Source organism: Pelomonas parva (assembly GCF_043555835.1).
Taxonomy (GTDB): Bacteria; Pseudomonadota; Gammaproteobacteria; order Burkholderiales; family Burkholderiaceae_C; genus Pelomonas; species Pelomonas parva.
Genome location: NZ_JBIGHV010000001.1, coordinates 20,351 through 45,739, shown reverse-complemented (window position 1 = coordinate 45,739; position 25,389 = coordinate 20,351). Strand labels below are relative to the sequence as shown.

General features: G+C 69.2%; 29 protein-coding genes. 15 read left to right on the top strand and 14 right to left on the bottom strand.

The window, feature by feature from the left end:
• Nucleotides 1–15: 15 nt before the first annotated feature.
• Genes cyoC through ACG00Y_RS00205 form a run of 5 tightly spaced genes read left to right on the top strand, consistent with a single transcriptional unit; the run spans nt 16 to nt 3,625 of the window.
• Nucleotides 16–639 carry a cytochrome o ubiquinol oxidase subunit III gene (cyoC, locus tag ACG00Y_RS00225; RefSeq protein WP_394475245.1) on the top strand — a complete coding sequence of 208 codons (624 nt, stop codon included), beginning with the start codon at nt 16–18 and terminating at the stop codon, nt 637–639.
• Entirely contained in the window at nt 639–1,040 is a 402-nt protein-coding gene (gene cyoD, locus ACG00Y_RS00220; RefSeq protein ID WP_394475244.1) for a cytochrome o ubiquinol oxidase subunit IV, read from the top strand. The genes cyoC and cyoD overlap by 1 nt, the downstream gene beginning before the upstream one ends.
• On the top strand, nt 1,040–1,741 hold the full coding sequence (locus ACG00Y_RS00215; protein WP_394475243.1) for an SURF1 family protein: 702 nt from the start codon (nt 1,040–1,042) through the stop codon (nt 1,739–1,741). Before cyoD ends, ACG00Y_RS00215 begins: the two co-directional genes overlap by 1 nt.
• A complete protein-coding gene (locus ACG00Y_RS00210; RefSeq protein WP_394475242.1) occupies nt 1,738–3,078 on the top strand; it encodes an ATP-binding protein in 1,341 nt (446 codons plus the stop codon). Before ACG00Y_RS00215 ends, ACG00Y_RS00210 begins: the two co-directional genes overlap by 4 nt.
• On the top strand, nt 3,071–3,625 hold the full coding sequence (locus ACG00Y_RS00205) for a response regulator transcription factor (protein ID WP_394475241.1): 555 nt from the start codon (nt 3,071–3,073) through the stop codon (nt 3,623–3,625). Before ACG00Y_RS00210 ends, ACG00Y_RS00205 begins: the two co-directional genes overlap by 8 nt.
• Here the strand turns inward: ACG00Y_RS00205 and ACG00Y_RS00200 are convergent.
• Nucleotides 3,618–4,910, bottom strand: coding sequence for an NAD(P)/FAD-dependent oxidoreductase (locus tag ACG00Y_RS00200; RefSeq protein WP_394475240.1), 1,293 nt, complete (start codon nt 4,908–4,910; stop codon nt 3,618–3,620). The two genes, ACG00Y_RS00205 and ACG00Y_RS00200, sit on opposite strands and share 8 nt — an antisense overlap.
• 11 nt (nt 4,911–4,921) lie before the next feature.
• Nucleotides 4,922–5,818, bottom strand: a complete 897-nt coding sequence (locus ACG00Y_RS00195) for a LysR family transcriptional regulator (protein ID WP_394475239.1) — start codon at nt 5,816–5,818, stop codon at nt 4,922–4,924.
• A 96-nt stretch (nt 5,819–5,914) separates the two neighbouring features.
• Between ACG00Y_RS00195 and bla the strand changes: the two genes are divergently transcribed.
• Nucleotides 5,915–6,814, top strand: a complete 900-nt coding sequence (gene bla, locus ACG00Y_RS00190) for a class A beta-lactamase (protein ID WP_394475238.1) — start codon at nt 5,915–5,917, stop codon at nt 6,812–6,814.
• Nucleotides 6,815–6,899: 85 nt separating this feature from the next.
• On the opposite strand, the gene ACG00Y_RS00185 is transcribed toward bla, so the two are convergent.
• From ACG00Y_RS00185 to ACG00Y_RS00155, 7 genes are all read right to left on the bottom strand, one after another.
• The gene (locus ACG00Y_RS00185; protein ID WP_394475237.1) at nt 6,900–7,889 is read right to left on the bottom strand and encodes an LLM class flavin-dependent oxidoreductase; all 990 of its coding nucleotides are present in this window, start codon (nt 7,887–7,889) and stop codon (nt 6,900–6,902) included.
• Nucleotides 7,886–8,791, bottom strand: coding sequence for an alpha/beta hydrolase (locus tag ACG00Y_RS00180; RefSeq protein ID WP_394475236.1), 906 nt, complete (start codon nt 8,789–8,791; stop codon nt 7,886–7,888). The genes ACG00Y_RS00185 and ACG00Y_RS00180 overlap by 4 nt, the downstream gene beginning before the upstream one ends.
• Nucleotides 8,788–10,146, bottom strand: coding sequence for a type II toxin-antitoxin system HipA family toxin YjjJ (yjjJ, locus tag ACG00Y_RS00175; protein ID WP_394475235.1), 1,359 nt, complete (start codon nt 10,144–10,146; stop codon nt 8,788–8,790). Before yjjJ ends, ACG00Y_RS00180 begins: the two co-directional genes overlap by 4 nt.
• A 142-nt stretch (nt 10,147–10,288) precedes the next feature.
• Complete coding sequence (locus ACG00Y_RS00170) at nt 10,289–11,305, bottom strand: cupin-like domain-containing protein (RefSeq protein ID WP_394475234.1); 1,017 nt, start codon at nt 11,303–11,305, stop codon at nt 10,289–10,291.
• A 7-nt stretch (nt 11,306–11,312) separates the two neighbouring features.
• Complete coding sequence (locus ACG00Y_RS00165; protein ID WP_394475233.1) at nt 11,313–12,026, bottom strand: YebC/PmpR family DNA-binding transcriptional regulator; 714 nt, start codon at nt 12,024–12,026, stop codon at nt 11,313–11,315.
• Nucleotides 12,027–12,069: 43 nt separating this feature from the next.
• The gene (locus tag ACG00Y_RS00160; protein ID WP_394475232.1) at nt 12,070–12,399 is read right to left on the bottom strand and encodes a hypothetical protein; all 330 of its coding nucleotides are present in this window, start codon (nt 12,397–12,399) and stop codon (nt 12,070–12,072) included.
• A complete protein-coding gene (locus tag ACG00Y_RS00155; RefSeq protein WP_394475231.1) occupies nt 12,399–13,478 on the bottom strand; it encodes a S1C family serine protease in 1,080 nt (359 codons plus the stop codon). The genes ACG00Y_RS00160 and ACG00Y_RS00155 overlap by 1 nt, the downstream gene beginning before the upstream one ends.
• A gap of 24 nt (nt 13,479–13,502) precedes the next feature.
• Between ACG00Y_RS00155 and ACG00Y_RS00150 the strand changes: the two genes are divergently transcribed.
• The 5 genes from ACG00Y_RS00150 (at nt 13,503) to upp (ending at nt 17,221) form a co-directional block, all read left to right on the top strand.
• Nucleotides 13,503–14,156 (top strand): hypothetical protein, encoded by a 654-nt coding sequence (locus ACG00Y_RS00150; RefSeq protein WP_394475230.1) that lies wholly within the window; start codon nt 13,503–13,505, stop codon nt 14,154–14,156.
• Between the two features lie 3 nt (nt 14,157–14,159).
• Nucleotides 14,160–14,876: an acetyltransferase domain-containing protein gene (locus ACG00Y_RS00145; protein ID WP_394475229.1), complete on the top strand. Its 717-nt coding sequence runs from the start codon at nt 14,160–14,162 to the stop codon at nt 14,874–14,876.
• Between the two features lie 10 nt (nt 14,877–14,886).
• Nucleotides 14,887–15,678, top strand: coding sequence for a polysaccharide deacetylase family protein (locus ACG00Y_RS00140; RefSeq protein WP_394475228.1), 792 nt, complete (start codon nt 14,887–14,889; stop codon nt 15,676–15,678).
• Nucleotides 15,679–15,816: 138 nt separating this feature from the next.
• Nucleotides 15,817–16,554 (top strand): 23S rRNA (guanosine(2251)-2'-O)-methyltransferase RlmB, encoded by a 738-nt coding sequence (gene rlmB / locus ACG00Y_RS00135; RefSeq protein WP_394475227.1) that lies wholly within the window; start codon nt 15,817–15,819, stop codon nt 16,552–16,554.
• 34 nt (nt 16,555–16,588) lie between these two features.
• The gene (gene upp, locus ACG00Y_RS00130; protein ID WP_394475226.1) at nt 16,589–17,221 is read left to right on the top strand and encodes a uracil phosphoribosyltransferase; all 633 of its coding nucleotides are present in this window, start codon (nt 16,589–16,591) and stop codon (nt 17,219–17,221) included.
• 3 nt (nt 17,222–17,224) lie between these two features.
• On the opposite strand, the gene ACG00Y_RS00125 is transcribed toward upp, so the two are convergent.
• Nucleotides 17,225–18,406, bottom strand: coding sequence for an acetylornithine transaminase (locus ACG00Y_RS00125; protein ID WP_394475225.1), 1,182 nt, complete (start codon nt 18,404–18,406; stop codon nt 17,225–17,227).
• Nucleotides 18,403–19,005: a DJ-1/PfpI family protein gene (locus ACG00Y_RS00120; RefSeq protein ID WP_394475224.1), complete on the bottom strand. Its 603-nt coding sequence runs from the start codon at nt 19,003–19,005 to the stop codon at nt 18,403–18,405. The genes ACG00Y_RS00125 and ACG00Y_RS00120 overlap by 4 nt, the downstream gene beginning before the upstream one ends.
• 109 nt (nt 19,006–19,114) lie before the next feature.
• Here ACG00Y_RS00120 and ACG00Y_RS00115 point away from each other — a divergent pair, with 109 nt between their 5' ends.
• Nucleotides 19,115–20,092 carry a GlxA family transcriptional regulator gene (locus tag ACG00Y_RS00115; protein WP_394475223.1) on the top strand — a complete coding sequence of 326 codons (978 nt, stop codon included), beginning with the start codon at nt 19,115–19,117 and terminating at the stop codon, nt 20,090–20,092.
• Nucleotides 20,093–20,196: 104 nt separating this feature from the next.
• On the top strand, nt 20,197–20,661 hold the full coding sequence (locus tag ACG00Y_RS00110) for a hypothetical protein (protein WP_394475222.1): 465 nt from the start codon (nt 20,197–20,199) through the stop codon (nt 20,659–20,661).
• On the opposite strand, the gene ACG00Y_RS00105 is transcribed toward ACG00Y_RS00110, so the two are convergent.
• The 3 genes from ACG00Y_RS00105 to ACG00Y_RS00095 are packed head-to-tail and all read right to left on the bottom strand — an operon-like array spanning nt 20,658 to nt 22,749.
• Nucleotides 20,658–21,200: a chromate transporter gene (locus ACG00Y_RS00105; protein ID WP_394475221.1), complete on the bottom strand. Its 543-nt coding sequence runs from the start codon at nt 21,198–21,200 to the stop codon at nt 20,658–20,660. The genes ACG00Y_RS00110 and ACG00Y_RS00105 overlap by 4 nt on opposite strands.
• Nucleotides 21,197–21,745: a chromate transporter gene (locus ACG00Y_RS00100; protein ID WP_394475220.1), complete on the bottom strand. Its 549-nt coding sequence runs from the start codon at nt 21,743–21,745 to the stop codon at nt 21,197–21,199. The genes ACG00Y_RS00105 and ACG00Y_RS00100 overlap by 4 nt, the downstream gene beginning before the upstream one ends.
• Nucleotides 21,742–22,749 (bottom strand): D-2-hydroxyacid dehydrogenase family protein, encoded by a 1,008-nt coding sequence (locus ACG00Y_RS00095; RefSeq protein WP_394475219.1) that lies wholly within the window; start codon nt 22,747–22,749, stop codon nt 21,742–21,744. Before ACG00Y_RS00095 ends, ACG00Y_RS00100 begins: the two co-directional genes overlap by 4 nt.
• 82 nt (nt 22,750–22,831) lie before the next feature.
• Here ACG00Y_RS00095 and ACG00Y_RS00090 point away from each other — a divergent pair, with 82 nt between their 5' ends.
• On the top strand, nt 22,832–23,341 hold the full coding sequence (locus ACG00Y_RS00090; protein WP_394475218.1) for a DUF1993 domain-containing protein: 510 nt from the start codon (nt 22,832–22,834) through the stop codon (nt 23,339–23,341).
• Between the two features lie 163 nt (nt 23,342–23,504).
• Nucleotides 23,505–25,367, top strand: a complete 1,863-nt coding sequence (locus tag ACG00Y_RS00085; RefSeq protein ID WP_394475217.1) for an O-linked N-acetylglucosamine transferase, SPINDLY family protein — start codon at nt 23,505–23,507, stop codon at nt 25,365–25,367.
• The last annotated feature ends 22 nt before the right edge of the window (nt 25,368–25,389 follow it).

Genomic DNA, 25,389 nt, shown 5'->3' with positions numbered 1-25,389 from the left:
GGGAGACTGAGAAACATGACTGCCACTGTTGCCACCCATGTGGACGGCGCCCCGGTCTACTACGACCGGGCCGGCGCCCACCATCCGCCCAACAGCACCATGCTGGGCTTCTGGCTCTACCTGATGAGCGACTGCCTCATCTTTGCGGTGCTCTTCGCCGTCTACGCCGTGCTGGGCCGCAGTTACGCGGCCGGCCCGTCGGGGGCCGACCTGTTCGACCTGCAGCTGGTAGCCGCCAACACGGCGCTGCTGCTGTTCTCGTCCATCACCTACGGCTTCGCGATGATCGCGATGCAGGCGCGCAGGAAGAGCCAGGTGCTGGCCTGGCTGGCCGTCACGGGCGTGCTGGGCCTGGGGTTCCTGGCTATCGAGCTGTACGAGTTCCACCACCTCATCGCCCAGGGTGCCGGCCCGCAGCGCAGCGCCTTCCTGTCCAGCTTCTTCGCGCTGGTGGGCACGCACGGCCTGCACGTCACCTTCGGCTGCATCTGGCTGGTCACGCTGATGATGCAGGTGCAAAAGCTCGGCCTCACGCCCGCCAACCGCCGGCGGCTCATGTGCCTGTCGATGTTCTGGCACTTCCTGGACGTCGTCTGGATCGGCGTCTTCACGTTCGTCTATCTCATGGGAGTGATGTGATGGCCGGCCACGCTCACGATTCGCACGGTCACGACGACCACCTCGACGATCATTTGGACGGAGAGGCCGACTTCCACGTCAGCGTCAAGGGCTACGCCACCGGCTTCATCCTGTCGGTCATCCTGACGGCCATCCCGTTCTGGCTGGTCATGGGCAAGGTCCTGCCCAGCCCGCAGACGACCGGCCTGGTCATCCTCGGCTTCGCGGCCGTGCAGATGGTCGTGCACATGATTTACTTCCTGCACATGAACACCAAGGTCGAGGGCGGCTGGTCCATGCTGGCCCTGTTGTTCACGGTCGCGCTGGTGGTCATCATGCTGGCCGGCTCGGTGTGGGTCATGTATCACATGAACACGAACATGATGCCGACCCCAGACCCCGCCGCGATGCGGAACATGTGATGGGTCGTGCCGCGCGGATCGCACTGATCGTTGCTTCCGCGCTGGCCAGCCTGGGCTTCCTCGCACTGGCCGCCTGGCAGCTCCAGCGCCTGGGCTGGAAGCAGGACCTGATCGCCCGCGTCGAGCAGCAGTTGCAGGCCGAGCCGGTCGCTCCGCCGCCGGTGGCGTCCAAGGCCGACGAGTACCGCCGTGTCCGCCTGCGCGGCCGTTTCGAGCCCCGTGAGGCACTGGTGCAGGCCACGACCGCGCTGGGCGGTGGCCATTGGGTCATCGCGCCGCTGCGGCTGGACGACGGCCGCGCCGTGCTCGTCAACCGCGGCTTCGTGCCGCCCGCAGCACAGCGCGCGCCCGGGCAGCATGCGGTGCCTGACGGCCCGGTCGAGCTGACCGGCCTGCTGCGCCTGACCGAGACAGGTGGCGGCCCGTTGCGCGCGAACGTGCCAGAAGAAGGCCGCTGGTACTCGCGTGATGTGGCCGGCATCGCCGCTCAACTGGGCGTGGCCGACAAGGCCGCGCCGTACTTCGTCGACGAAGCCGCCGACCCCGCCCAGCCACAGCGCTATCCACGCCCCGGCTTGACGGTGATCCGTTTCGCCAACAATCACGCGGTCTACGCCGCCACCTGGCTGGCGCTCGCGGCCATGGCGGCCGCTGCGGCGGCCTACCTCGTCCGCGAGGAGCGTCGGCGCGCATCCTCGTGAATCCTCTGCTGTCCTCTACGCCCGAACCCGTCGCTGAGTCCGTCGTCGTTGCGCCCGAGCGCCGCGCCGGCCGTGCCAACCTGCGCCAGCTCATCGAGCTGCGCTGGCTGGCCGTGGGCGGCCAACTGGCCACGGTGCTGGTCGTGCATGCCGGCCTGGACATCGCGCTGCCCTGGGCCGAGATGCTCACGCTGTTGGGCGTGCTCGTCGCCTTCAACCTCTTCAGCATCTGGCGCAACCGGCTCACGCAGCCGGTGTCGCAGATCGAGCTTTGCGTCGCGCTGCTCGTCGACGTGGGCGTGCTGACCGGCCAGCTGTATCTCGCCGGCGGCAGCGACAACCCCTTCATCTACCTCTACCTGCTGCAAGTGGCGGTGGCCTCCGTGCTGCTGCGGCCGGCCTACCTGATGGCCATCGTGCTCAGCACGCTGACCGGCTTCGTCGTGCTGACGCAATGGCACCGTCCGCTGCTGCTGGACGCGGACGCCGCCACCACGCTGTCGCCCACCTACCTGGGCGGCCTGCTGCTGTGCTTCCTGCTCAACGTGGGCTTGCTCAGCGTCTTCATCGTGCGCATCAACCGCAACCTGCGCCAGCGCGACGCCGAGCTGGCCGAGCTGCGCCAACGTGCCGCCGAGGAGGTGCACATCGTGCGCATGGGCTTGCTGGCCAGTGGCGCCGCGCATGAGCTGGGCACGCCGCTGGCCACGCTCAGCGTCATCCTCGGTGACTGGGCCCACATGGCGCCGTTTGCTGCGGAACCCGAGCTGCGCGAGGAGATCGAGGAAATGCAGCGCCAGGTCTTGCGCTGCAAGGCCATCGTTACCGGCATCCTGATGTCGGCCGGCGAGATGCGCGGCGAGGCACCCGGGCTGACCCGCCTGCAGGACTTCATCGACCAGCTGGCCGCCGCCTGGCGCCGCGCCCATCCGAACGCCACGCTGGCCTTGCGCTGCGAAGCCTTGCCCGAGGTCGAGATCATTTCCGACACCGCGCTGCAGCAGGTCGTGGCCAACCTGCTGGACAACGCTGCGGAGGCCGCGCCGAGTGCGCGGCTGGCGTTGGTGGCCGCATGTTCCGATGACGGCATGCTGACTCTCAGCGTGCTGGACGACGGTCCCGGCTTCGACGCCGTGCAGCTCAAGCACTTCGGCGAACCCTACCGGAGCAGCAAGGGCCAGCCCGGCCGCGGCATGGGCCTGTTCCTGTCGGTCAACGTGGCGCGCACGCTGGGCGGTCGGCTGGAGGCGCGCAACCGGGAGGAGGGCGGCGCCGCCGTCACCCTCACGCTGCCGCTGGCTTCACTCTTACCCAGACAATCCCGCACCGATGCCTGAAGACGACCGCCTGCTGCTCATCGTCGAAGACGATGACAGCTTTGCCCGCACGCTGACCCGCTCCTTCGAGCGGCGCGGCTGGCGCGTCGTGCGTGCCACTGGGTTGGACGACATGAAGGCCTTGCTGGACGGTCTCTCCGACGACGAGGAACTGGGCCACGCCGTGGTGGACCTCAAGCTCGCCGGCGGCGCCTCGGGCCTGACCTGCGTGCAGCACCTGCACGGCTGGGACCCGGAGGTGTTGATCGTCGTGCTGACAGGCTACGCCAGCATCGCCACGGCGGTCGAGGCCATCAAGCTCGGCGCCTGCCACTACCTCGCCAAACCGGCCAACACCGATGACATCGAGGCCGCGTTCGCGCGCCGGCAGGGTGATGCCGACGTGGAGGTGACGGAGCGCCAGACCGCATCCATCAAGACGCTGGAGTGGGAGCGCATCCACGAGGTGCTGGCCGAGACCGACTTCAACATCAGCGAGACGGCGCGGCGCTTAGGCATGCACCGGCGCACGCTGGCGCGCAAGCTGGAGAAGCAGCGGATCAAGTGAGCCGTTCGCGCAAGGCGTCGCGCAGCTCGGCCCAGCTGTAGCTGGCCTGGGCTGCCAGCAGCCCGGCCTGGCCGAATACCGGCGTCAGGCCATAACGCTGCAACGCAGCGGGCAGCTCGGCGCCTCCGCTGATGGCCTCGGCCAGCCACTCGCCGGCCGCCGTCGTCGGCGCCACGCCATGGCCGCCAAAGGCCTGGGCGAACCACAAACCCGGCGCCAGCCGACCGATCTGCGGCATCTTGTGCCGGGCATAGCTCATCAGGCCACCCCAGGCATGCTCGATGCGCACGGCCGCAAGCTGGGGGTAGACCTTGAGCAGGTCCGCCTGCAGCAGCTGGGCAATGCGCGCCGCATCGCGCTCCTGGATGGAGATGCGGCCGCCCCACAGCAGCCGGTGGTCGGGCAGCGCGCGGTAGTAGTCGAAGGCGAAGCGGTTGTCGTAGAGGGCTGCGGGTGTGCGGATTGGCTGCAGCGATGCCGGCAATGGTTCGGTCGCGATGACGTAGGTCGCGATTGGCAGGCGCGCGCCGGTCAACGTGGGCAGCAGTGTCTGCAGATAGGCGCCGCCCGCCACGACGACCTGGGCCGCGCGGATCGTGGCCTCCTGTGCGGTGCGCAACACGAAACCGCCCGCAGGCAGGCGGTCGATGCTCATGACGGCGCTGTGTTCGTGCACCCGGCCGCCCGTCTGTTCGATAACGCGGGCCAGGCCCAGCGCGTACTTCAGCGGGTGGAAGTGGAACGCGTCCCGCTCCAGCAGCGCGATGCCATAACGTTCTGTGTCCAGCCACTGGCGCACCTGCGCGGGCTCGATCTCGTCCCAGGTGACACCGAAGTTCTCGCGCAACCAACGAGCCTGGTCGCGCAACTGGCGCTCGGCCCGTGGGCTGTGCCTGAACCAGTTGAGCAGCAGCGCGCCGCCTTCCACCTTGTCGCAGTCAATCGCATGGCGGTCTATGCGCGAGCGGATCAGCGCGACGGCCTCGCGGCTGTGGGCATAAAACTCGCGCGCCTGTGCCAGACCCAGGTCGCTCACCAGGTCCGCCGCATCGCGGCTGTAGCCGCCAAAGACGAAGCCGCCGTTGCGGCCGGACGCGCCATGGCCGATGGTCTGCGCCTCCAGCACCGCCACGCTGGCGATGCCGCGCTCCTGCAACCCGCGCGCGGCCGCCAACCCGGCAAAGCCGGCGCCCAAGATGGCGACCTCGACATCGCAGGTCGAGCCGGCCAGCGGCGCAAAGCGCAGGCGGGGTGCCGTGGCGGCGTAGTAGGTCTGCGTTGGCATGCGTTGGTGTATCAGTTCATGCGATCTGAATCCAATGCCGGCGGCCGCTCAGCCAAGGTGCCGACCAGCCAATCCTTCAGCATGTCGAAGGCGGGCGAGGGATCGCGCCCCAGGCTGCGCGTGAGCCAATAGCGGCCGGCGTCGATCTCGACGGCGAAGGGCTGTACCAGCCGGCCGGAAGCCAGTTCGCGCCGGAACATCACGGCCGGCGCCAGTGCCACGCCAGCGCCGGCCATGGCCGCCTGCACCATCAGCACCGACGCATCGAACTGCGGCCCCCGGGGATTCAACGGCGGGCAGCCGGCGGCCTGAGCCCACGCGACCCACTCGTCGCTGCGGTAGGACCGCAGCAGCGTGCAGCGCCGCAGATCCTGCAGGGACTTCAGCCCCAGTTCGGGCGCACACAGCACGGTCACCGGTGCCGCCTGCAAAGGCACCGCTTCCACGCGCCGCCAGGCGCCGTCGCCGAAGCGGATCGCCGCATCGACCGTTTCCGTCGCCAGGTCGAGCTTGTTGTTGTGCGTCTGGATGCGCAGGTCGATGCCGGGATGGCGCAGCTGGAAGTCCTGCAGGCGTTCGAGCAGATGGCCGTGCAGGTAAGTGCCGACGACCGCGAGCGTGAAGCGCTGTGGCGGCGTGCCCTCGTCCAGCAGGGACAGCGCAGCATCGAGCTGCGCGAAGGCCTTCTGCACCGCGGGTGCGATGCGTTCACCGTCATCGCTGAGCTGAAGGCCACGGGCCGTGCGCAGGAACAGCGGCTTGCCGAGCTGCGCCTCCAACGCCTTGATCTGATGGCTGACGGCGGCCTGGGTGACGCACAGCTCGTTGGCGGCGCGCGTCATGTTCAGGTGTCGCGACGCCACAGCAAAAGCATGGAGGTGGTTCAACGAGTAGCGGGCAAGACTCATGAGTAATCCTAATGTCAACGCTGAAGTGATTTCGTTGGCGCCCGTCCCGCCCCCTTGAAAGAATCATCGCAGTTCATCAACTCCATGAGATTTGCTATGCCCTTGACCCGTAGAACCGTCCTGTCGGCCAGCACGGCCGCATTGCTGGCCAGCCCGGTCGGCGTCGAAGCGGCCACGCGCCGCTTCGACGCCGCCGCACGGCTTCAAGCGCTCGAAGTGGGTCACGCGCGCCTGGGCGTCTGCTTCCTTGACGCCGCGACTGGTGAAGCCAGCGGCAACCGCATGGGTGAGCACTTCGCGATGTGCTCGACGTTCAAGCTCGCCCTCATCGCCGCCTACTTGCGCGAGGCGGACCGTGGGCGGATCAATCTTGATGAAGTCCTGGCTTATTCCGAAGCCGATCTCCTGCCTTGGGCGCCTGTGACGCGCAAGAACGTCGCCACGGGCGGCATGAGCATTGCCGCGCTGGCGCAGGCGGCCCAGGAGCGCAGCGATGGCGTCGCAGCCAACCTGTTGGTCAAACGCCTGGGCGGGCCGGCTGCCGTCACCGCGAAGTTTCGCGAGATGGGCGACACGGTGACCCGGCTCGACCGCTATGAGCCTGATCTGGGCATGGTGCTTTCGGCTGACCTCCGCGATACCACCTCGCCACTGGCCATGGCGCAACTCGTCCGTCGGATCACGACCGGCGACCTGCTGAAGCGTGATTCACGTGAACGCCTGCTGGGCTGGATGGAGAACACGAAGACGGGCCCCATGCGGCTTCGCGCCGGGCTCCCCGCCGAGTGGCGCAGCGGCAACAAGACCGGAAGCGGGCGCGCCGAGGGAACGACCAACAAGTGCAACGACGTCGCCATTACGTTTCCGCCCGGCAGAAGCCCGATCATCATTGCTGCCTACTTTGACAGCGGCGAGTACACCGGGCAGATCGAGGCTCGGCATCAGGCGGTCCTCGCTGAAGTGGCAAGGATTGCGACCGAATGGGCGATTGGCTAACCGCCGCCGTGACGAGTGCCGCTCAAGAATTCATTCAGGCCCAGTTGCTCGAACTGCCGCTTGATGCGCTGCAGCGTCTGCGGGCTCAAAGCGCAGCCAGCAACTCGTACGACCTTCGCCGCAACGCATGGTCATGCACCGCGCAGGCAACGATGAACTCGTCCGCCTGCGTGCGCTCCCGCGTCTCGGCCAGGCCCGCGCGCACCGTCTCCGGCGAGCCGATGATGGACTCGCTGAGCATGCGCTCCACCTGCATCCGCTCGGTCGGTGACCACAGTGCATCCATGCTCTGCACCGGCGCCGGCAGCTTGCCGCGCTGGCCACGCACCATGCCGAGGAAGCGCTGTTGGTACGACGTGAACAGGTGCTGAGCCTCCTCGTCGGTCGGCGCGACGATGACGTTCAGCCCCGCCATCGCGTGCGGCTTCGAGTGCCGCACGCTGGGCTTGTAGGTCGCGCGGTAGATCTGCAGCGCCTGCATCAGCATCTCCGGCGCAAAGTGCGACGCGAACGCGAACGGCAGGCCCAGGTAGGCCGCCAACTGCGCGCTGTAGAGGCTGGAGCCGAGCAGCCAGATCGGCACCTCGGTGCCCTGGCCAGGGACTGCACGCACAACGGCGTCATCCCGGACAGGGGCGAGGTAGCTCTGCAGCTCAACCACGTCGTTAGGAAAGGCATCCTCCCCGGTGGACTCCAGGCTGCGGCGTAGCGCGCGCATCGTCGGCCGGTCGGTGCCCGGGGCGCGACCCAGGCCAAGGTCGATGCGGCCCGGGAACAGCTCGGCCAGCGTGCCGAACTGCTCGGCAATGGTCAGCGGCGCATGGTTGGGCAGCATGATGCCGCCCGCGCCGACCCGGATACGCCGGGACGCGGCCGCGAGCTGGCCGATCAGCACGGCCGTGGCCGAACTGGCCACGCCTTCCATGTTGTGGTGCTCGGCCACCCAGTAGCGCGTGTAGCCCAGCTCGTCGGCGAGCTTGACGAGGTCCAGGCTGTTCAGCAGCGCCTCGCGGGTCGTGGCGCCTTCGACGACGGGCGCCAGGTCGAGGATGGAGAGCGGGGGCAGGGAACTCATGGCGGCATCTTGCCGGCCACGGCTTGACCCTGTCGGGGCGAGGACTTGCGCAGTTGTGCGTGCAGCCAGGGGCCAAGCCGCGCTTCGTAGGCCGCCGCGTCGAAGTCATGGAGGTCGATGTGTGCGGCGCCTTCGACAGGCCATAGCGCCTTCGGCTCGCGCGCAGCGGCGAACAGCGCTTCGGTCTCTGGCAAGCGCGTGTGCAGGTCCTCGGTGCCTGAGGCCACGATCAGCGGTGCGCGCACGTTGGCAATGGCGTCGACCGGGCGCAGTTGGTCCGTGCCAAAGCCCAGGCGCAGCGGGATCTGCACCAGCAGCAGCGGCGCCAGCGCCTGGCCGGCCACGGGCCCCAGGTGCATCGCGAGCCGGTTCTGCACGGCGGCGTCGATGGTCGGGTAGACCGACTCCAGCACCAGCGCATCGAGCTCGGGCTGGCGCTGCGCAAACAGCAGTGACGCGCCACCGAGCGACACGCCGATGGCGCCGACCTTCTCGCCCGGCAGCCGCATGCGCAGCCAGGCCAGCGCGGCCTCGGTGCCCTTGGACTCGTGCCGGCCAAAGCTGATGCGCTCGCCGCTGCTTTCGCCGTGCGAGGGCAGGTCGACGATCAGGCTGGCGACACCTTCCCGTTGCAGCCAGCGGGCGCGCGCCAGCATCTGCAGGCGATTGCCGCGCACGCCGTGCAGCATCAGCACCGCACCTTCGTGCGCGCGGCCGGGCAGGAACCAGCCGGCGAGGTGCTGGCCTTCGCCGTAAGGTATGGCGACGGTCGCTGCGTTCAGCCCCTGGGGCGGCGCGCCGATGGTCGTGCGGACGGGGCGCCTCAGGTGTTCGCCTGCGGCCAGGCTCAGCCCGGCCAGCACAAGGGCCAGCGTCGACAGGGCGATGAGCAGTCGTTTCATGCCAGGGCCATTGCCCGTTCGAGTGCCGCAGCGTTGTCGGCACACAGGCCGCGGAAGGGCTGGCTGATGCGCACATCGGCAGCCGCCGCGAGCCAGAAGTCCATGGCCTGCGGCGCCACTCGCTGCCAGCGCTCGCGCTCCGCCGGCAGCGGCAGGCCGGGCGCCAGCGCTGGCGACAACACCTCGCCGCCGGCCTGCGGCGCATAGCGCATGGGCAGTTGGTCGTAGCTGGGCGCCAGGCGCAGGCCGGTCGCCTCGTGGAAGAAGCCGAGATTGCCGCCGTGCATGTCGCTGTTGCCGATGAGCTGGCCGAACAGCTGGCGCTCGGCCACGCGCTCGGCGTCGCCCGCGCTCAGCAGGCCTTGCGCCGCGAGTGCGCGGGCCACGCGGCCCCAGTCGTTGGTCGCCTCGCCGACCAGGCCGGCATTGACGCTCTCCAGGCTGACCACGCCGCGCCGGCCGTGCGGGCCGATGCGGTCGAAGCGCTCGCTCTCCAGGAACAGCCGGCCCGCGTGCGCCAGCAGCCGCGTGCCCGCCGCCTGCTCGCCCAAGGCCCCTGCGGCCAGGTGCTCGCAGACCAGCAGGTCGCGCCAGCGCTGCACGGTGGCCGAGTCGTCGGCGCCGCTGAACTTGACGACGCAGTGCGGCGTGGCCATGCCGGGCCGTTCGCGCGCCACGGTGAACTTCGGGAACTCGCCGCCCGCCGAGGAGCCAGGCAGGGCGCCGTCCATCGCCTGGGTGGCTAGCGCGGCGTAGGCGGCGGGCAGCTCGGCTTCGCTCAATGGTTGGCCCGCAGCCAGCCGCGTGTCGAGAAAGCGGCGCAGCGCGGCGTCGCCCACCAGCAGTTCGCCCGGCAGATCGTCACCGAAGGCGCTCAACCCCAGCAGCAGCGCGTCGTCATCCCAGTCGCGCGGGTCGAGCGGCAGGCTCAGGCCTGGCGCATGCCGGCGCGCAAAGGCGCGGCCGAGAAAGCCCTGCGGCCGCAGGTCGTAAAGAGGGTAGGGCAGGCCGCCATACCAGCCGTCGCGCGCCTCCTCGGGCGCGGGCCAGGCGGGCGCTTCGATGTCGACATGGCAACCGAACGGCCAGATCGGCCGCAGCAGGCCGATGCGCTGGGGCCGGCCCTCGGCGTCGATGCGGTAGACCGGCGCTTCCACCCGCTGGCCGCGCACGTCGCGCCGCCAGGCCATGCGCCGCCGCCGCGTCTGGCCGGCGGCCACCACCGCGTCACCGGCCGAGCCGATCAGCCGCTGCGCGGTCTTGGTGGAGCAACCCAGGCTCGCGGCGATCTCCGCCAGCCCCACGGGGCCGCGCGGGCGGAGCAGGCGTTCGAGGCTGGACAGGTCGGCGGACATTGGTTCAGGAGTTGTGTCCTGAATTTTGTCCTGAATACGTTCTGAAAATCAAATATGGGACAAGCACTTGCAATCTTTGCAGGCCATCTGAAGTCCTGAATTGGAAGGTTAATGGCGCCAGCCCTGCCGGTCACCGGCCTGGCTATGGCTTGTTGAGCGCCTCGGCCAGGATGGCCTTGATGGCCGACGCACGCTCCGGCGACGCGCGGCCCATCAGGCCGCGATGCTGCGGCGCCAGGTGGCCCAGCGCTTCGCCGCCGGTCTCGAACACGAAGTAGTCGAGCATGCGCTGCCAGAACCGCCGCTGATCGGCCGGCAGATCGCGGAACGCCAGCACCGCGTGCAGCAGCGCGTCGTAAAGCGGCGTGGCCGGCTGGGCCTCGTTCCACCAGTAGTTGACCAGCACATTGAACCCCGCCAGCGATTCAACGTTGTGCCACCAGGCGTAAGGGATGTACAGCGCGTCGCCCGCCTCCAGATCGGCCACCTCCGCTACCGCCAGCGCCTGCCGGAACTTCGGGAAGCGGTCGAAGTCCGGGTTGTCCAGCGGCACCATGCTCACCGGCGTGCCGCCGGGGGCGAAATCGATCGGGCCCGGGTAGAGGTTGGGCAGTTGGTCGGGCGGGAACAGCGTGAAGCGCCGCCGGCCCGCGACGATGCAGGCGATGTTGCTCTTCAGGTCGAAGTGGGTCTGCACCTTGACCGCATTGCCGATCCAGATGTTCGGCACGACCGTTGCATCCAGCATCGGGATGCTGTGCTCGTCCGTGAAGCCAGGCAGGCAGTCGGGCAGCGGTTGCGCGTCGATGTAGATCGCGGGTGCCTGCGTGTTGTCCACCTGGCTGAGCATCAAGCGCAGGCAGTCCAGCAGCGATTCGGGGCGGCGCACGAAATTGAGCCGCTCCATGTCGGGCCGATAGAAGAGGTGGCGCTGGCTCGCCGGGTCGCCCAGCGCCAACGGCACGGGCTTGCCGCGATAGAACTGCAGCAGGGACTCGCAGGTGGCCTGGGGCGATGCCTTCCCCTGTTGCACCACGGGCCAGTCCTCGACCAGCCCGCGCAGGATGACGGGGCGGTTGGCGGGGACGATTTCGTCCCGGAACACGGCTGCGGTGACGCCGCGCCGCTCCAGGGTTCGGGCAAATGAGTGCTCTGGCATGCGCGTCTCAGCCGGCCAGCCCGGCGTACACATGCTGCACGTCGTCATTGGCGTCCAGCGCGGCCAGGAAGCTCTCCACCTCTTCCAACTGCTCGGCGTTGAGCGTGGCCGGGTCCACCGGGTTCTTGGGCCGGTAGCCCAGCTTGGCGCTCAGCACCGTGAAGCCTTGCGCGGGCAGGGCGCGGCTGACGAGGTCGAGGTCGGCCGGGTCGGTCAGGAAGACGGTGACGCCTTCTTCGTCCGCCGGCAGCAGGTCTTGCGCGCCGGCCTCGATGGCGGCGGTGTCGGCGTCGGCGCCGGGTGCGGCGGGCTCGGCTTCGATCATGCCGAGGTGGTCGTAATCCCAGCTCACCGAGCCCGACGTGCCGAGCTGGCCCTTGCGGAACAGCACGCGCATGTCCGACGCGGCGCGGTTCACGTTATCGGTCAGCACCTCCACCATCACCGGCACGCGGTGCGGAGCGAAGCCCTCGTAGATGGCCTGCTCGAAGTGGACGACTTCCCCGGTCAGCCCGGCGCCCTTCTTGATGGCGCGGTCCAGCGTCTCCTTGGGCATGGACACCTTGCGCGCCTGCTCCACCACCAGCCGCAGCCGCGCGTTGTCCTTGGGGTCGGCGCCGTGGCGCGCCGCAATCATGATGTCCTTGGACAGCTTGCCGAACAGCCGGCCCTTGGCATTGGCGGCGATGTCTTTGTGTTTGGCTTTCCATTGCGCGCCCATGGGGTGTCCTGTTCGTCTGGCTTAAGCCCTTTGGGGCGGGGCGCTACTGTACGAGGTCGTTGGTTGGCAGCTTGCCAGTGAGCGCATGGAGAGCAGATGCCACTGCGAGGCGGATTTCGCCCTCATCTCGATACTTCGGATACTCCCACAGCGCTCTCGGCAGAGGGCAGAACCAAACCACCTCGTCGAAAAGGGTTTCGAGCAGAGTCAATGAGACCTTCGGAAGACTCTCTTTGTCGACTTGGAAATTCCACATGTGCTCGTAGGCCGAACAGAACTCGCCCACGGAGATTGCATTTCCGTCGAGGCGATCCATAAGAGCGAGCACGTCATTCAAAGTGTTTGTCGTACTGTGGGATTCGCGCTGTTGCATCAATCCGAACTCCCCAACGTCGCCACCACCTTCCTCGTCTGCCCGCTGCGCCACACAGTCAGCGTCACTTTCTCCCCAATCTGCCGCGTCTCCAGCAGCGACAGCATGTCGTCCAGGTCCGCCACCGCCTGCCCGTCGACGGCGGTGATGACATCCCCCTGCACGATGCGCCCGCTGCGGTCGCGGCCGAACGGCTTGAGCCCTGCCGCCGCCGCCGGGCTGCCATCCGCCACGTTGACGAGCAGCACGCCCTTGGGCGCGCCCAGCGCCCGGGTCAGGTTCTCCGGGCCCGACGTGACCCCCAATGCCGGTCGGATGAAGCGCCCGTCTCGGATCAGCCGCGGCACGATGCGGTTCACCTCGTCCACCGGAATCGCAAACCCGATGCCTGCGCTCGCCCCGCTTGGGCTGTAGATCGACGTGTTGACGCCGATCAGCCGCCCCGCCGAATCCAGCAGCGGCCCGCCCGAGTTGCCCGGGTTGATGGCGGCGTCGGTCTGGATCGCACCTTTGATCGTGCGCCGCGTGACCGACTCGATCTCGCGGTTCAGCGCCGAGACGATGCCGGTGGTCAGCGTCTGGTCCAGCCCGAAGGGGTTGCCGATGGCGTAGACCTTCTGGCCCACCTGCAGGTCGCGGCTGGCGCCGACCGCGATGGCCGGCAGCTTGTCGCGCGGCGCCTCGATGCGCAGCACGGCGATGTCGCGGTCGGGGAAGGCGCCCACCAGCTTGGCTGGGTAGCTGCTCTGGTCGGCGAGCGTGACGGTGGCGCGGTCGCCGCCCTGGATGACGTGGAAGTTGGTGACGATGTGGCCGGCCTCGTCCCACACGAAGCCGGTGCCCGTGCCGCGCGGCTGTTCGCTGGTGCGCAGCGAGAAGAAATCTCTTTGCACGGACAGCGTCGTGATGTGCACCACCGACGGGCTGACGCGTTTGAAGACGCCGATGTTGTTCATCTCCTCGGCGTCCAGCGCGCCGCGGGCGCTGACGGCGCGGGGTTGGGCGGCCTTGTTCTGGGCCTCGGCGGACACGGCGCCGAGCCATACGATCAGGGCCAGGGCGAGCAGACGCTTGGACATGAAGCGAGCGAAGGAGCGGTTGCGATGGCACGCATTTTGGTCGGAGACAGCGGTGTGGCGATGAAGCGCGTGGGCGTGGCCTTCGGGCTGTGCCTGGCGCTCTCCAGCGCCTGGGCGCAGCAGGTGTGGAAGTGCGAGGTGGCGGGCAAGGTGGTCTTCAGCGACAAGCCCTGCCCGCAGACCGGCCAGCCGGTGCCCGGGCGCAGCCTGCAGCCGAATGTGGTGGAGGCGATGAAGCCCGAGGTCGTCGACGCGGCCATGGGCCGGCCGCCGGCAGCGTCCGTGCCGGCGCCGACGTCGACACCGGGCAATGCCTGTCCGGGCGACGGCGAGCTGCGCGGCATGGAGACGCGCGCCAGCTCGACCACGCTGGGCGACGCCGAGCGGCAGTTCCTGCAGGACGAAGTGCGCCGCGTGCGCCAGTGCCGCAGCGGCCAGGGCCGCTACCGCGAGGCCGACTGGGACATCAGCCGCGAGGCCCAGGCCGCGCAGACGCAGCTGAGCGACCGCGTGCGCGACGCCGCCCGGCAGCGCGCCGAGGCCATGCACAGCGCGGCCGACCCGGAAGAGGGCGACCGCATCGCCCGCCGCCGCATCGCTGAGGAGCGCTTGGCGCGGCGCCAGCAGCGGCAGTTGCACAGCGGTCAGAATCCCGGCGCCTCCACGCCCGTTCGTTGACCCATGCCGCCGGCCGCCGCCGATCAACAGCCCCATCGCTGCGACCGCCTCGACGCGCTGCGCGGCGCCGCCATCGTCTGGATGGCCGCCTTCCACTTCGGCTTCGACCTGAACCACTTCGGCTGGATACGCCAGGACTTCTACCGCGACCCGGTCTGGACCTGGCAGCGCACGGCCATCGTCAGCCTCTTCCTGTTCTGTGCCGGTGCCGGGCAGGCGCTGGCGGTGTTGGCCGGGCAGAGCAACGGCCGGTTCTGGAAGCGCTGGGGCCAGGTGGCAGGCTGCGCGCTGCTGGTGACGGCGGGCTCGTGGTTCATGTTCCCGAACAGCTGGATCAGCTTCGGCGTGCTGCATGGCATCGCCGCCATGCTGTTGCTGCTGCGCGTGGGCCTGGCACGGCTGCCCGACTTGGCGCTACTGGCGCTGGCGGCGGCGGCCATCGTGCTGCCGCATGTCGTGCAGCACCCGGTGTTCGACACGCGCTGGACGAACTGGCTGGGCCTCGTCACGCGCAAGCCCATCACGGAGGACTACGTGCCCGTGCTGCCCTGGCTGGGCGCCATGCTGCTGGGCTTCGTCTCCACGCGTGCACGGCCCCGGCTCTGGCAGGGCAGCGCACCGCAGCCGCTGGCCGTGCTGGGGCGCTGGTCGCTGAGTTTCTACATGGTTCATCAGCCGGTGCTCATCGGCGCGCTGATGGCGATCCAATCCATTCGCTGAGGAGACAAAGATGAAAAGAATGATGCTGGCCGCGCTCGGCCTGTTCGCTTCGGTGGCCGCCACGGCGGCACCGTTTGTGTGGCCCAACGGCGCCCAGGCGGCCGTCACGCTGGGCTATGACGACGCGCTGGCCAGCCAGCTGGACCATGTCATCCCGGCGCTGAACAAGCGCGGCCTGCGCGGCAGCTTCTACATCCCCATCAACGGCCCCACGCTGCCGGCCCGCCAGGACGAATGGAAGGCCGCCGCCGCAGCCGGCCATGAGCTGGGCAACCACAGCCTCTTCCACAGCTGCTCGGCCAAGGCGCCGGGCCGCGAATGGGTGCTGCCGCACCGTGACCTGGACAAGCAGACCCCGGCCCAGGTGCAGGAGCACATCCTCGCGGCCAACACCTGGCTGCAGTCGCTGGATGGCAAGACCAGGCGGACCTTCACGCCGCCCTGCCTGGACCTGAAGGCCGGCGGCCAGGATTTCGTGAAGGCCTTGCAGCCGCATTTCGTCGCCTACCGGGCCGCCAACCCTGCCATGGTGACGGACACGGCGGCGATGGACCCTTACGCCATGCCGGTCTACTTCGTCGAAGGCTGGACCGGCGAGCAACTGATCGCGCTGGTGGAGAAGGCGGCTGCCCAGCGCGCGGTGGTGTCGCTGCTCTTCCACGGCGTGGGCGCCGAGCACCTGAGCGTCACGCGCGAGGCCCACGACCAACTGCTGGACCACCTGGCCAAGAACAAGGCGCGCTTGTGGACCGACACAATGGTCAACGTCATGGAGAACGCCCGCAAGCAAGCCGGGCGCTGACAAGATGGCGCCCCTCGTCCCAGGTGTACCTCGGCCGGTCCCCCAGGGGGACGGCGATGCTTGCCGGATTGACCGCCAAGCACATCGCCAGGACGGGCCGGCTTGGGGTGGCCCGGCGCTCGGCCCGACAATGCATTCATGAGCTCTGCCAAGTCCGTCCTGTTCGGCTTCCACGCCGTCACCGTCCGCCTCAAGACCCACCCCACGTCGGTTGCCGAGGTCCATTTCGACCCTGCGCGCCGCGACCAGCGCATGCGTGCCTTCGTCGAGCGCGCCAAGGAGGCCGGCGCCAAGCTCGTCGAGAGCAACGACGAGCGCCTGAGCCAGATCGCCGGCAGCCCGCGCCACCAGGGCGTCGTCGCCCGCGTGGCGGCCATCGCCCAGCCGCATTCGCTGGACGACGTGCTCGACGCGGTGGAGGGCCCGCCGCTGGTGCTGGTGCTGGACGGCGTGACCGACCCGCACAACCTGGGTGCCTGCCTGCGCGTGGCCGATGGCGCGGGGGTGCATGCCGTCGTCGCGCCCAAGGACCGCGCCGTGGGCCTGAACGCCACGGTGGCCAAGGTCGCCAGCGGCGCGGCCGAGACCGTGCCCTATCTGATGGTCACCAACCTGGCACGGACCTTGAATGAGCTGAAGGAGCGCGACATCTGGGTGGTCGGCCTGTCGGACCAGGCCGAGCGCTCCGTCTACGACATTGACTTCAAGCGCGCAACAGCCTTCGTGATGGGCGCCGAGGGCGAGGGCATGCGGCAACTGACGGCCAAGACCTGTGATGAGCTGGTGCGCATCCCCATGGCCGGCGCGGTCGAGAGCCTGAATGTGTCGGTGGCCTCGGGTGTCTGCCTTTATGAGGCGCTGCGCCAGCGCAGATAATTCTGACTGTTTAGAAAAACTGGGAGTTCCCGTCATGGCCGTCATCGAAGTCAAGCACCCGCTGGTCAAGCACAAGATCGGCCTGATGCGCGAGGCGGACATCTCGACGAAGAAATTCCGCGAGCTGACCGGCGAGGTGGCGCGGCTGCTGTGCTACGAGGCGACGGCCGACTTCCCGCTGGAGAAGACGACGATCAACTGCTGGAGCGGCCCCGCCGAGATCGACCAGATCGCCGGCCGCAAGGTCACCGTCGTGCCCATCCTGCGTGCGGGTCTGGGCATGCTGGACGGCGTGCTGGACATCCTGCCCAACGCCAAGGTGTCGGTTGTCGGCCTGGCCCGCGACCACGAGACGCTCAAGCCGGTGAACTACTTCGACAAGTTCGTCGGCAACCTGGACTCCCGCACGGCACTGATCATCGACCCGATGCTGGCCACGGCCGGCAGCATGATCGCGACGGTGGACCTGCTCAAGGCGCGTGGCTGCAAGGACGTGCGCGCCCTGGTGCTGGTGGCCGCGCCCGAGGGTGTGAAGGCGCTGGAAGCCGCCCACCCGGATGTGCGCTGCTGGACGGCGGCCATCGACAGCCACTTGAACGATGTCGGCTACATCATCCCGGGCCTGGGCGACGCGGGCGACAAGATCTTCGGCACGACGCAAGGCTAGGCTTCAGCCCAGCACCTCCCGCAGCGCCCGGCGCAGCAGCGCCAAACCTTCGTCCACCTCAGCCGCGCTGATGTTCAGCGCCGGCATCAGGCGCAGCAGGTGAGGGCGAGGCGCATTGAGCAGCAGGCCGACCGGCGCCAGCGCCTGTGCGGCGGCGACGACCTCGGCCGCATCGTCCGTCGGCAGCACCAGCGCCCGCAGCAGCCCCAGGCCCCGCTCGCCGACCAGGCCGTGGTCGCGCGCGATGGACTGCAGGCCGACAGAGAGCTGTTCCGAGCGCGCGCGTACGCCTGCAAGGAAGTCTGACCGGCAGACCTCGTTCACCACGGCCAGCCCCACGGCCGCCATCAGCGGGTTGCCGCAGAAGGTGCCGCCCTGGTCGCCCGGCTCGAAGCAGTTGAAATCCTCCTTGCACAGCAGCGCCGCCAGCGGCACGCCGCCGCCCAGGCCCTTGGCCAGCGTCATCACGTCCGGTTCGATGCCGTAATGCTCGTAGGCGAAGGCATGGCCGCAGCGGCCGATGCCGGTCTGCACCTCGTCGGCGATCAGCAGCACGCCGCGTTCGGCGGTCAGCGCGCGCAGGTCGCGCACGAAGCCCGGGTCGGCGACGACGACGCCGGCCTCGCCCTGCACGAACTCGATCATCACGGCCACCGTGCGTGGCGTCATGGCGCGCTCCACCGAGGCGATGTCGTTGAGCCGCGCCTTCACGAAGCCGCCGGGCATGGGCGGGTAGAGGTCCCCCCAGCCTGGCTTGCCCGAGGCGCTCATCATGGCCAGCGTGCGGCCATGGAAACCCTGCTCGAAGCCGATGATCTCGTGCGCACCGCCGCGCATGCGGCTGCCCCAGCGCCGCGCCAGCTTCACCGCACCCTCGTTGGCCTCGGCGCCCGAGCTGGCGAGGAAGACGCGGTCGAAGCAGCTCAGGTCGACCAGCCGCGCGGCCAGGTCCAGCAGCGGCCGGTTGTAGTAGGCGGGGCTGGGGTTCAGCAGCCGCTGCGACTGCGCCAGCAAGGCCTGCGTGATGAGGGCCGGGCTGTGGCCCAGGCTGTTGACGGCCCAGCCCTGCACGAGGTCCAGGTGGCGCTTGCCGCCCTCGTCGACCAGCCAGGCGCCCTGGCCTTCGACAAAGATCGTGTCGGGGCGGTGGGTGATGGTGATGAGGTCTTGGCCGATGTCGCTCATGGCGTGCCGCTCCAGGCGTAGTCCATCTGCCGGGCGGCGGCAAGGGCCAGCTCGTGGCTGTGCAGGCGCTGCACGAGGTGCAGGCACATGTCGATGCCCGCCGAGATGCCGGCGGACGTGACCACCGCGCCCTCGTCCACCCAGCGCAGGCCTTCGCGCACCGTCACCGCCGGTCGCAGCGCGCGCAGGGCGTCGAGGTCTTCCCAGTGGGTGGTGGCGGCCAGGCCATCCAGCACGCCGGCCTCGGCCAGCAGCAGGGCGCCGGTGCAGACCGAGGCAAGCACGCTCGCCGTGCGCCGCTGGGCGGCGATCCACGCCAGCAGCTCGGGCTGCCGCAGTTCGGCGTCCACCACGCCGCCTGGCACGATCACGCAGCCGAATGGCGGGTGCTTGCCCAGCGTGGCGTCGGGCTGGACCTGCAGGCCAGCGCGTGCCCGCACCGGCGCCGCGCTGCGCGCCACCGTGGTCACGGTGAACAGCGGTGCAGCGCCCACCGGCTGGGTGCGTGCATGGACACGAGCCGCCGTGGTGAACACCTCGTAGGGGCCGGCCATGTCCAGCAGCTCCATCTCGTCGAAAACCAGGATGCCAACGTTCATGGTGATGCGGCCTCCTGCCGCCAACGCTTGTCGATGGCGGGCAGTTTGCGGCGCTACGCGTTTGGCCGCCATGACGCAGTTCCCACCTTTTCTGCCAACATGCGCACCCATGACCTGCCGCATCGCCTTTGTCCTCTTCCCCGGCTTCCAGCAGCTGGACCTGGCCGGGCCCATGGCCGTGTTTGAGGTGGCGCGGCTGGCGCGGCCCGGCAGCTATGACTGGCGGCTCGTGGCCAGCGCAGGGCCGGCGGTGCGCAGCTCGGCGGGCGTGGACTGGCCGGTGCAGGGGCTGCCGCGCCGGCTGGGTGATCTCGACCTGGTCATGGTGATCGGTGGCGATGGCGTGGACGCCGCCTGCCAGGATGCAGCGCTGGTGGCCTGGCTGCGCCGGGCGGCGCGCTCGGGGGCGCGCATCACCAGCATCTGCAGCGGCAGTCTGCTGCTGGCGGCAGCAGGCCTGCTGGACGAGCGCACGGCCACGACGCACTGGTCCCGCAGCCGGCAGTTCGCCACCGACTTCCCCGCTGTGCGCCTGCAGCCCGACCGCATCTACGTGCGCGAGCCTGAAGTCCGCCAGCAAGGCCTGCCGGAACTCTGGACGAGTGCCGGCATGACGGCCGGCATCGACCTCTGCCTGGCGCTGCTGGCCCACGACCATGGCGAGGACATCGCGCGTGAGGCCGCGCGCCAGCTCGTCGTGGAGCGGCGGCGACCCGGCGGGCAGTCGCAGTTCTCGCCGCTGCTGGACCTGCAGCGGCCCGACGGCCGCTTCGGCGCGCTGCTGGACGAGGTGCGGCGCGACCTGGCGCGCGACCACCGCGTGGAGGACCTGGCCGCCCAGGCCTGCATGAGCCCGCGCCACTTCGCTCGCTGCTTTCACGCCGAGACGGGCACCACGCCCGCGCAGGCGGTCGAGCGGCTGCGCGTGGACGCGGCGCGCGCGGCGCTGGAGGGCGGTTCGGCATCGGTGCTGCGGGTGTCGCTGGACTGCGGCTTCGGCAGTACCGAGCGCATGCGGCGCGCTTTCCTGCGGCTGCTGGGCCGGCCGCCGGCGGCGTTCCGGCCGGGCGGCATTGGCGCAGGGTGAACATTCACCCTCGATGCGCTGATCCCTGCCGGTGCGCGCTTGCGTCAGTACAGGCAGGCAGACCAAGTCCTGGTGTGCCACCCCACCTGATCCAGGAGCCCACCATGGCCACACTTTCCACTCCCACCGTCACCCTCGGCAGCACCAGCGGCGACAAGCGCGACGTGACCGTCGCCGGCACGATGAGCTTCGACGCCAGCGACGTCGGCCGCACCTACCGCCTGGAGATCAAGCTCTACGGCGAGGATCTCACCGGCGACTCGCTGCCCTCGGACGACGGCGGCGCCGACGACCTGATCAGCACCTACACCTGGGTCAGCGGCGGCGTGTTCCTGCGGCCTTACAAGGCCATCACCGTCGTGGCGGCGGGCACGGTCAACTACAGCGAGAAGCGCGCCATCGAGACCTCCAAGCTCGACGAGGATGCCGGCAAGGTGAAGGTGGGCATGGCCGACATCAACACACCCATCTTCATGCCGCGCGCCGACGAGGTCTATGCCCAGGTCACGCTGGGCATGGCGCCGGTCACCAAGCGCTCGGCCACCGTGCAGGCCGGCATCGGCGTCTAGACGAAGCCCAAGGCGCCGAGCACGCCGCCGCCCAGAACCATCCAGACGAGGCCCAGCCTCGTCTTCAGCGTCAGCACGATGGTGGCGGTGATCAGCACCAGCGGGCCCCAGCGGTGCGCCTCTTCACGCAGGAAGGGCTGGGCCAGCAGCCAGCCCGTGGCGAAGATCAGCCCGAGCGTCAGCGGCATCATGCCGGCCGAGAAGGCGCGCACCGCGATGTGGCTGCGGTGGGCGCGCATCCAGCGCGTGGCCGTCAGCGTCAGCACCGTGGACGGCAACATGATGCCGGCCATGGCCGCCGCCGCGCCCTGCAGGCCGGCCACGTTCCAGCCCAGCACGGCCACGAACAGGATGTTGGGCCCGGGCGCGGCCTGGGCCAGCGCGATGGACGCCGTGAAGCCGGTGTCGGTCAGCCAGCCGGTCCGCTCGACGAGGTAGCGATGCATCTCGGGCACGGTCGAGATGGCGCCGCCGATGGACAGCAGCGACAGCGACAGGAAGTGCAGGAACAAGCTGCCCAGGTCGACCGGCGCGCTCACTTCAGCCTCCACCACGCGACCACCATGCCGGCGCCGCCGATCAAGGCCAGCACCGTGAGCAGCGGCCAGCGCAGCAGGCCGATCAGCACGAAGGCCAGCAACGCCAGGCCCACGGCCAGCGGCCGGCCTAGCGCGCTGGTCTGCAGCGCCGGCAGCAGCTTCACGCCGGTGGCCAGGATGAGCCCCGCCGACACGGCGCCCATGCCGCGCAGCGCGTCGACGGCCACGGGAAAGCGGGACAGCTCGCCATAGGCCATGGCCAGGCCCAGCACGAGGACCGCCGGCACCACCAGCATGCCCGCCACCGCGGCCATGGCGCCGCGCAGGCCGAAGAAGCGGTCGCCCACCATCAGCGACAGGTTCACGATGTTGGGCCCCGGCAGCACCTGGGCAACGGCCAGCATCTCGACGAACTCTTCCTTCGTCAGCCACCCCAGGCGCTCGACCAGCTCCCGCTGCGCTACTGCCAGCACGCCGCCGAAGCCCTGCAGCGCCAGCCGCGTGAACGCGACGAAGAGCGCGCTCAAGGACTCGGGGCGGTTCACCTGTGGACTTTCAAGGCCTCTGGGTTGACGAGGTTGGTCGGCTGCGCCTTGATGAAGTTCAGCACGTTGTCGAAGGCGGCGTCGAAGTACAGCTCGTAGCTGTCCTGCTCCACATAGCCGATATGCGGCGTGCAGACGGCGTTCTCCAGCCGCAGCAGCGGGTGGCCTTGCAGGATGGGCTCGCTTTCGAACACGTCGATGGCCGCCATGCCGGGCCGGCCGCGGTTGAGTGCCGACACCAGCGCGCCTTCCACCACCAGCTCCGCCCGTGACGTGTTGACGAACAGCGCCGTGGGCTTCATCTGCGCCAGATCCTCGGGCTTGACGATGCCGCGCGTCGCATCGCACAGCCGCAGGTGTACGGACAGCACGTCGGACTCCGCGAACACCGTCTCGCGGTTGGCCGCCGCCTGGTAGCCATCGGCCTCGGCGCGCAGGCGCGAGGCCTCGCTGCCCCACACCAGCACATTCATGCCGAAGGCGCGGCCGTAGCCGGCCACGATCTGGCCGATCTTGCCGTAGCCCCAGATGCCCAGCGTCTTGCCCTTGAGCACCATGCCGACGCCGAAGTTGGCCGGCATGGATGCCGCCTTCAGCCCGGCCTGCTGCCAGGCGCCGTGCTTGAGGTTGCCGATGTACTGCGGCAGGCGGCGCATGGAGGCCATGATCAGCGCCCAGGTCAGCTCGGCCGGCGCCACCGCGTTGCCGCCGCCCTCGGCCACGGCGATGCCCAGCCGCGTGCAGGCGTCCACGTCGATGTGGCTGCCGACGCGGCCGGTCTGTGAGATGAGCTTGAGCTTGGGCAGCTTTTCGAGCAGCTGGCGCGGGAAGGCGGTGCGCTCGCGGATCAGCACCAGCACCTCGGCGTCGCGCAGCCGCACGGACAGCTGGCCGATGCCCTTGACGGTGTTGGTGAACACCTTGGCGTTCAGGGGTTCCAACTTCGCCGCGCAACGGAGTTTGCGCACGGCGTCTTGGTAGTCGTCCAGGATGATGACGTTCATAGCTCGGTTCATTGTGCCGCGTGCGCTGCAGGGCTTACGGCGGCATCGCTACCATCGCTTTCCCTCACAGGAGACCCAGCCGATGACCCCCATTTCCATGCACGCCGCCAGCGCGCCCGCCTTCGCCAAGATGCTGGGCAACATGCTCAACTGGCTGGAGGCCGCCAAGGCCCATGCCGAGGCGAAGAAGTTCTCGACCGACGTCTACCTGACGCTGCGCCTGGCGCCGGACATGTTGCCGTTGCCCAAGCAGATCCAGATCGCCAGCGACGCCGCCAAGGGCTGCATGGCGCGCCTGGCCGGTCAATCCGTGCCGAGCTACGAGGACAACGAGGCCACGCTGGACGAGCTGGCCGAGCGCATCCGCAAGACGCGCGACTTCGTGCTGTCGGTGCCGGCCGAGGCCTTGGTGGGCAGCGAGGGCCGCGAGATCACCATCCCCCGTCGCAGCGGCGACCCGTTGAAGTTCGACGGCGCGGACTATCTGCGGCATTTCGCGCTGCCCAACTTCTATTTCCACGCGACGACGACCTACGCGCTGCTGCGTCACGCGGGTGTGCCGCTGGGCAAGCTGGACTATCTGGGCGGTTGAGGCTCTTCAAAACCTGCGGCAGGGCCGCGAATAGTGCGCGTGGGACGGTCCAATTGCACGGATCGCGACGGGTGGGGCGGCGCAAAATCCGGATAGGTGCCGCCATCTCGCGTCTTGCCAGGTGGTGTGCCGTACATACCGGAACCCCAACGCCGCCGACACCATGGACATCGCCAGTCCGAGCATGCAGACCCTGAGCGTCCCGCAAGCCCTGCAGCCCGAGTGGGACGGGCTGATGGCCGCCATCCTGGCGCGCAGCCTGTCGCTGCCGGAACTGATGTCGCGCGCCAACCAGTTGCAGGGCGACGGCCATGCCGAGCTGGCGGCGCAGCTCTACCAAGCCTGGCTGGACCACAGCGAAGGCCCGATGCGCCTGGTGGCGCTGTACAACCTCGGCACGGTCTGGGCGTCGCTGCGCCGCCACGCGGATGCCGAGCGCGTCTACCGCGACGCGCTGGCACTGAAGCCCGATTTCCTGCAGGCCCGCGTCAACCTGGGCCACCAGCTGGAGAACCAGGGCCGCAAGGACGAGGCGCTGCAGACCTGGCGCGAGGTGGCCGACAGCGACACCACTGCAGAGGTGCTGGGGGCCGCTCCGCAGGAAATGCGGCTGCATGCGCTGAAGAACATGGCCCGCCTGCTGGAGCAGGAGCGCCGCTTCCCCGAGGCCGAGGCGCTGATGCGCCGCGCGCTGGAACTCAAGCCCGACCAGCCCGACGTGCTGCAGCACTACGTGCATATCCGCCAGAAGCAGTGCGCCTGGCCCGTCTACGAGCCGGTGGGCGAGGTCACGCCCAACCAGTTGCTGTCCAACACCTCGTTGCTGGCCATGCTGAGCTACAGCGACGACCCGGCGCTGCAGCTGATGTGCGCGCAGCGCTTCGTCGCCGAGAAGGTCGCCAAGATCAAGGCTGCGCCGCTGCACACCCGCGTGAAGCGCGAGGGCAAGGTGCGCATCGGCTACCTGTCCGGCGACCTGCGCATGCACGCGGTGGGCTTCCTGACGCCCGAGATCTTCGAGCTGCACGACCGCTCGCGCTTCGAGGTCTTCGCCTTCTGCTGGAGCGGCGATGACGGCAGCGCGCAGCAGGCCCGCATCCGCGCCGCCATGGACCATGTCATCCCGCTGCAGGGCCGCACGGACGAGCAGGCCGCGCAGCTGATTGCCGCCGCCGGCATCGACGTGCTGGTGGACCTGCAAGGCCTGACCAACGGCGCCCGCCCCGACATCCTGGCCCACCGGCCGGCGCCGGTGCAGGTCGGCTACCTGGGCCTGCCGGCGACCTCCGCGCTGCCGGGCGTGGACTGGATCATCGCGGACCGTTACGTGATGCCGCACGAGTACCTGCCGTACTGCACCGAGCGCCCGATCTATCTGAAGCACTGCTACCAGTCCAGCGACCGCAAGCGCCCCGTCGGCGCCACACCCACGCGTGCGCAGGTCGGGCTTCCGGAGCAGGGCTTCGTGTTCTGCTCGTTCAACAACAACCACAAGTACACGCAGCAGATGTTCGACGCCTGGATGCGCATCCTGGCGGCCGTACCCGGTTCGGTGCTGTGGCTGCTGGCGGACAACGACAAGGCGCGCGAGAACATGCTGGCCAACGCCGAGCGCATGGGCGTGTCGGCCGACCGCTTGTATTTCGCGCCGCGTGCCGCGCCGCCGGACTACCTGGCCCGCTTCCAGCTGGCCGACCTGGTTCTGGACACCTTCCCGTTCAACGCCGGCACCACCGCCAACGATTGCCTGTGGATGGGCACGCCCATCCTCTCCTTGAGCGGCCGCAGCTACATCTCGCGCATGGCCGGCAGCCTGCTGACCGCCGTGGGCCTGCCCGAGCTGGCCGTCACTTCGCTGGCCGAGTACGAGCGCATGGCCATCCAGATCGGCTTGAACCCGGCGCGCTCGCGGTCCTATAGACGCTACCTGGCCGAGCATGGCCGCTCGTCCCCGCTGTTCGACATGCCCGCGCTGGTGCGCGACATGGAAGACCAGTTCGAGCCACTCGCGCTGGCGCGCCGCTGAAGACTGAACCGGAGCCACCCAG

What these genes read in the sequence shown, in the direction of transcription:
- cyoC (WP_394475245.1), top strand. Translation starts at nt 16, where the DNA reads ATGACTGCCACTGTTGCCACCCATGTGGACGGCGCCCCGGTCTACTAC.
- cyoD (WP_394475244.1), top strand. Translation starts at nt 639, where the DNA reads ATGGCCGGCCACGCTCACGATTCGCACGGTCACGACGACCACCTCGAC.
- ACG00Y_RS00215 (WP_394475243.1), top strand. Translation starts at nt 1,040, where the DNA reads ATGGGTCGTGCCGCGCGGATCGCACTGATCGTTGCTTCCGCGCTGGCC.
- ACG00Y_RS00205 (WP_394475241.1), top strand. Translation starts at nt 3,071, where the DNA reads ATGCCTGAAGACGACCGCCTGCTGCTCATCGTCGAAGACGATGACAGC.
- ACG00Y_RS00200 (WP_394475240.1), bottom strand. Translation starts at nt 4,910, where the DNA reads ATGCCAACGCAGACCTACTACGCCGCCACGGCACCCCGCCTGCGCTTT.
- ACG00Y_RS00195 (WP_394475239.1), bottom strand. Translation starts at nt 5,818, where the DNA reads ATGAGTCTTGCCCGCTACTCGTTGAACCACCTCCATGCTTTTGCTGTG.
- bla (WP_394475238.1), top strand. Translation starts at nt 5,915, where the DNA reads ATGCCCTTGACCCGTAGAACCGTCCTGTCGGCCAGCACGGCCGCATTG.
- ACG00Y_RS00185 (WP_394475237.1), bottom strand. Translation starts at nt 7,889, where the DNA reads ATGAGTTCCCTGCCCCCGCTCTCCATCCTCGACCTGGCGCCCGTCGTC.
- ACG00Y_RS00180 (WP_394475236.1), bottom strand. Translation starts at nt 8,791, where the DNA reads ATGAAACGACTGCTCATCGCCCTGTCGACGCTGGCCCTTGTGCTGGCC.
- yjjJ (WP_394475235.1), bottom strand. Translation starts at nt 10,146, where the DNA reads ATGTCCGCCGACCTGTCCAGCCTCGAACGCCTGCTCCGCCCGCGCGGC.
- ACG00Y_RS00170 (WP_394475234.1), bottom strand. Translation starts at nt 11,305, where the DNA reads ATGCCAGAGCACTCATTTGCCCGAACCCTGGAGCGGCGCGGCGTCACC.
- ACG00Y_RS00165 (WP_394475233.1), bottom strand. Translation starts at nt 12,026, where the DNA reads ATGGGCGCGCAATGGAAAGCCAAACACAAAGACATCGCCGCCAATGCC.
- ACG00Y_RS00160 (WP_394475232.1), bottom strand. Translation starts at nt 12,399, where the DNA reads ATGCAACAGCGCGAATCCCACAGTACGACAAACACTTTGAATGACGTG.
- ACG00Y_RS00155 (WP_394475231.1), bottom strand. Translation starts at nt 13,478, where the DNA reads ATGTCCAAGCGTCTGCTCGCCCTGGCCCTGATCGTATGGCTCGGCGCC.
- ACG00Y_RS00150 (WP_394475230.1), top strand. Translation starts at nt 13,503, where the DNA reads ATGGCACGCATTTTGGTCGGAGACAGCGGTGTGGCGATGAAGCGCGTG.
- ACG00Y_RS00145 (WP_394475229.1), top strand. Translation starts at nt 14,160, where the DNA reads ATGCCGCCGGCCGCCGCCGATCAACAGCCCCATCGCTGCGACCGCCTC.
- ACG00Y_RS00140 (WP_394475228.1), top strand. Translation starts at nt 14,887, where the DNA reads ATGAAAAGAATGATGCTGGCCGCGCTCGGCCTGTTCGCTTCGGTGGCC.
- rlmB (WP_394475227.1), top strand. Translation starts at nt 15,817, where the DNA reads ATGAGCTCTGCCAAGTCCGTCCTGTTCGGCTTCCACGCCGTCACCGTC.
- upp (WP_394475226.1), top strand. Translation starts at nt 16,589, where the DNA reads ATGGCCGTCATCGAAGTCAAGCACCCGCTGGTCAAGCACAAGATCGGC.
- ACG00Y_RS00125 (WP_394475225.1), bottom strand. Translation starts at nt 18,406, where the DNA reads ATGAGCGACATCGGCCAAGACCTCATCACCATCACCCACCGCCCCGAC.
- ACG00Y_RS00120 (WP_394475224.1), bottom strand. Translation starts at nt 19,005, where the DNA reads ATGAACGTTGGCATCCTGGTTTTCGACGAGATGGAGCTGCTGGACATG.
- ACG00Y_RS00115 (WP_394475223.1), top strand. Translation starts at nt 19,115, where the DNA reads ATGACCTGCCGCATCGCCTTTGTCCTCTTCCCCGGCTTCCAGCAGCTG.
- ACG00Y_RS00110 (WP_394475222.1), top strand. Translation starts at nt 20,197, where the DNA reads ATGGCCACACTTTCCACTCCCACCGTCACCCTCGGCAGCACCAGCGGC.
- ACG00Y_RS00095 (WP_394475219.1), bottom strand. Translation starts at nt 22,749, where the DNA reads ATGAACGTCATCATCCTGGACGACTACCAAGACGCCGTGCGCAAACTC.
- ACG00Y_RS00090 (WP_394475218.1), top strand. Translation starts at nt 22,832, where the DNA reads ATGACCCCCATTTCCATGCACGCCGCCAGCGCGCCCGCCTTCGCCAAG.
- ACG00Y_RS00085 (WP_394475217.1), top strand. Translation starts at nt 23,505, where the DNA reads ATGGACATCGCCAGTCCGAGCATGCAGACCCTGAGCGTCCCGCAAGCC.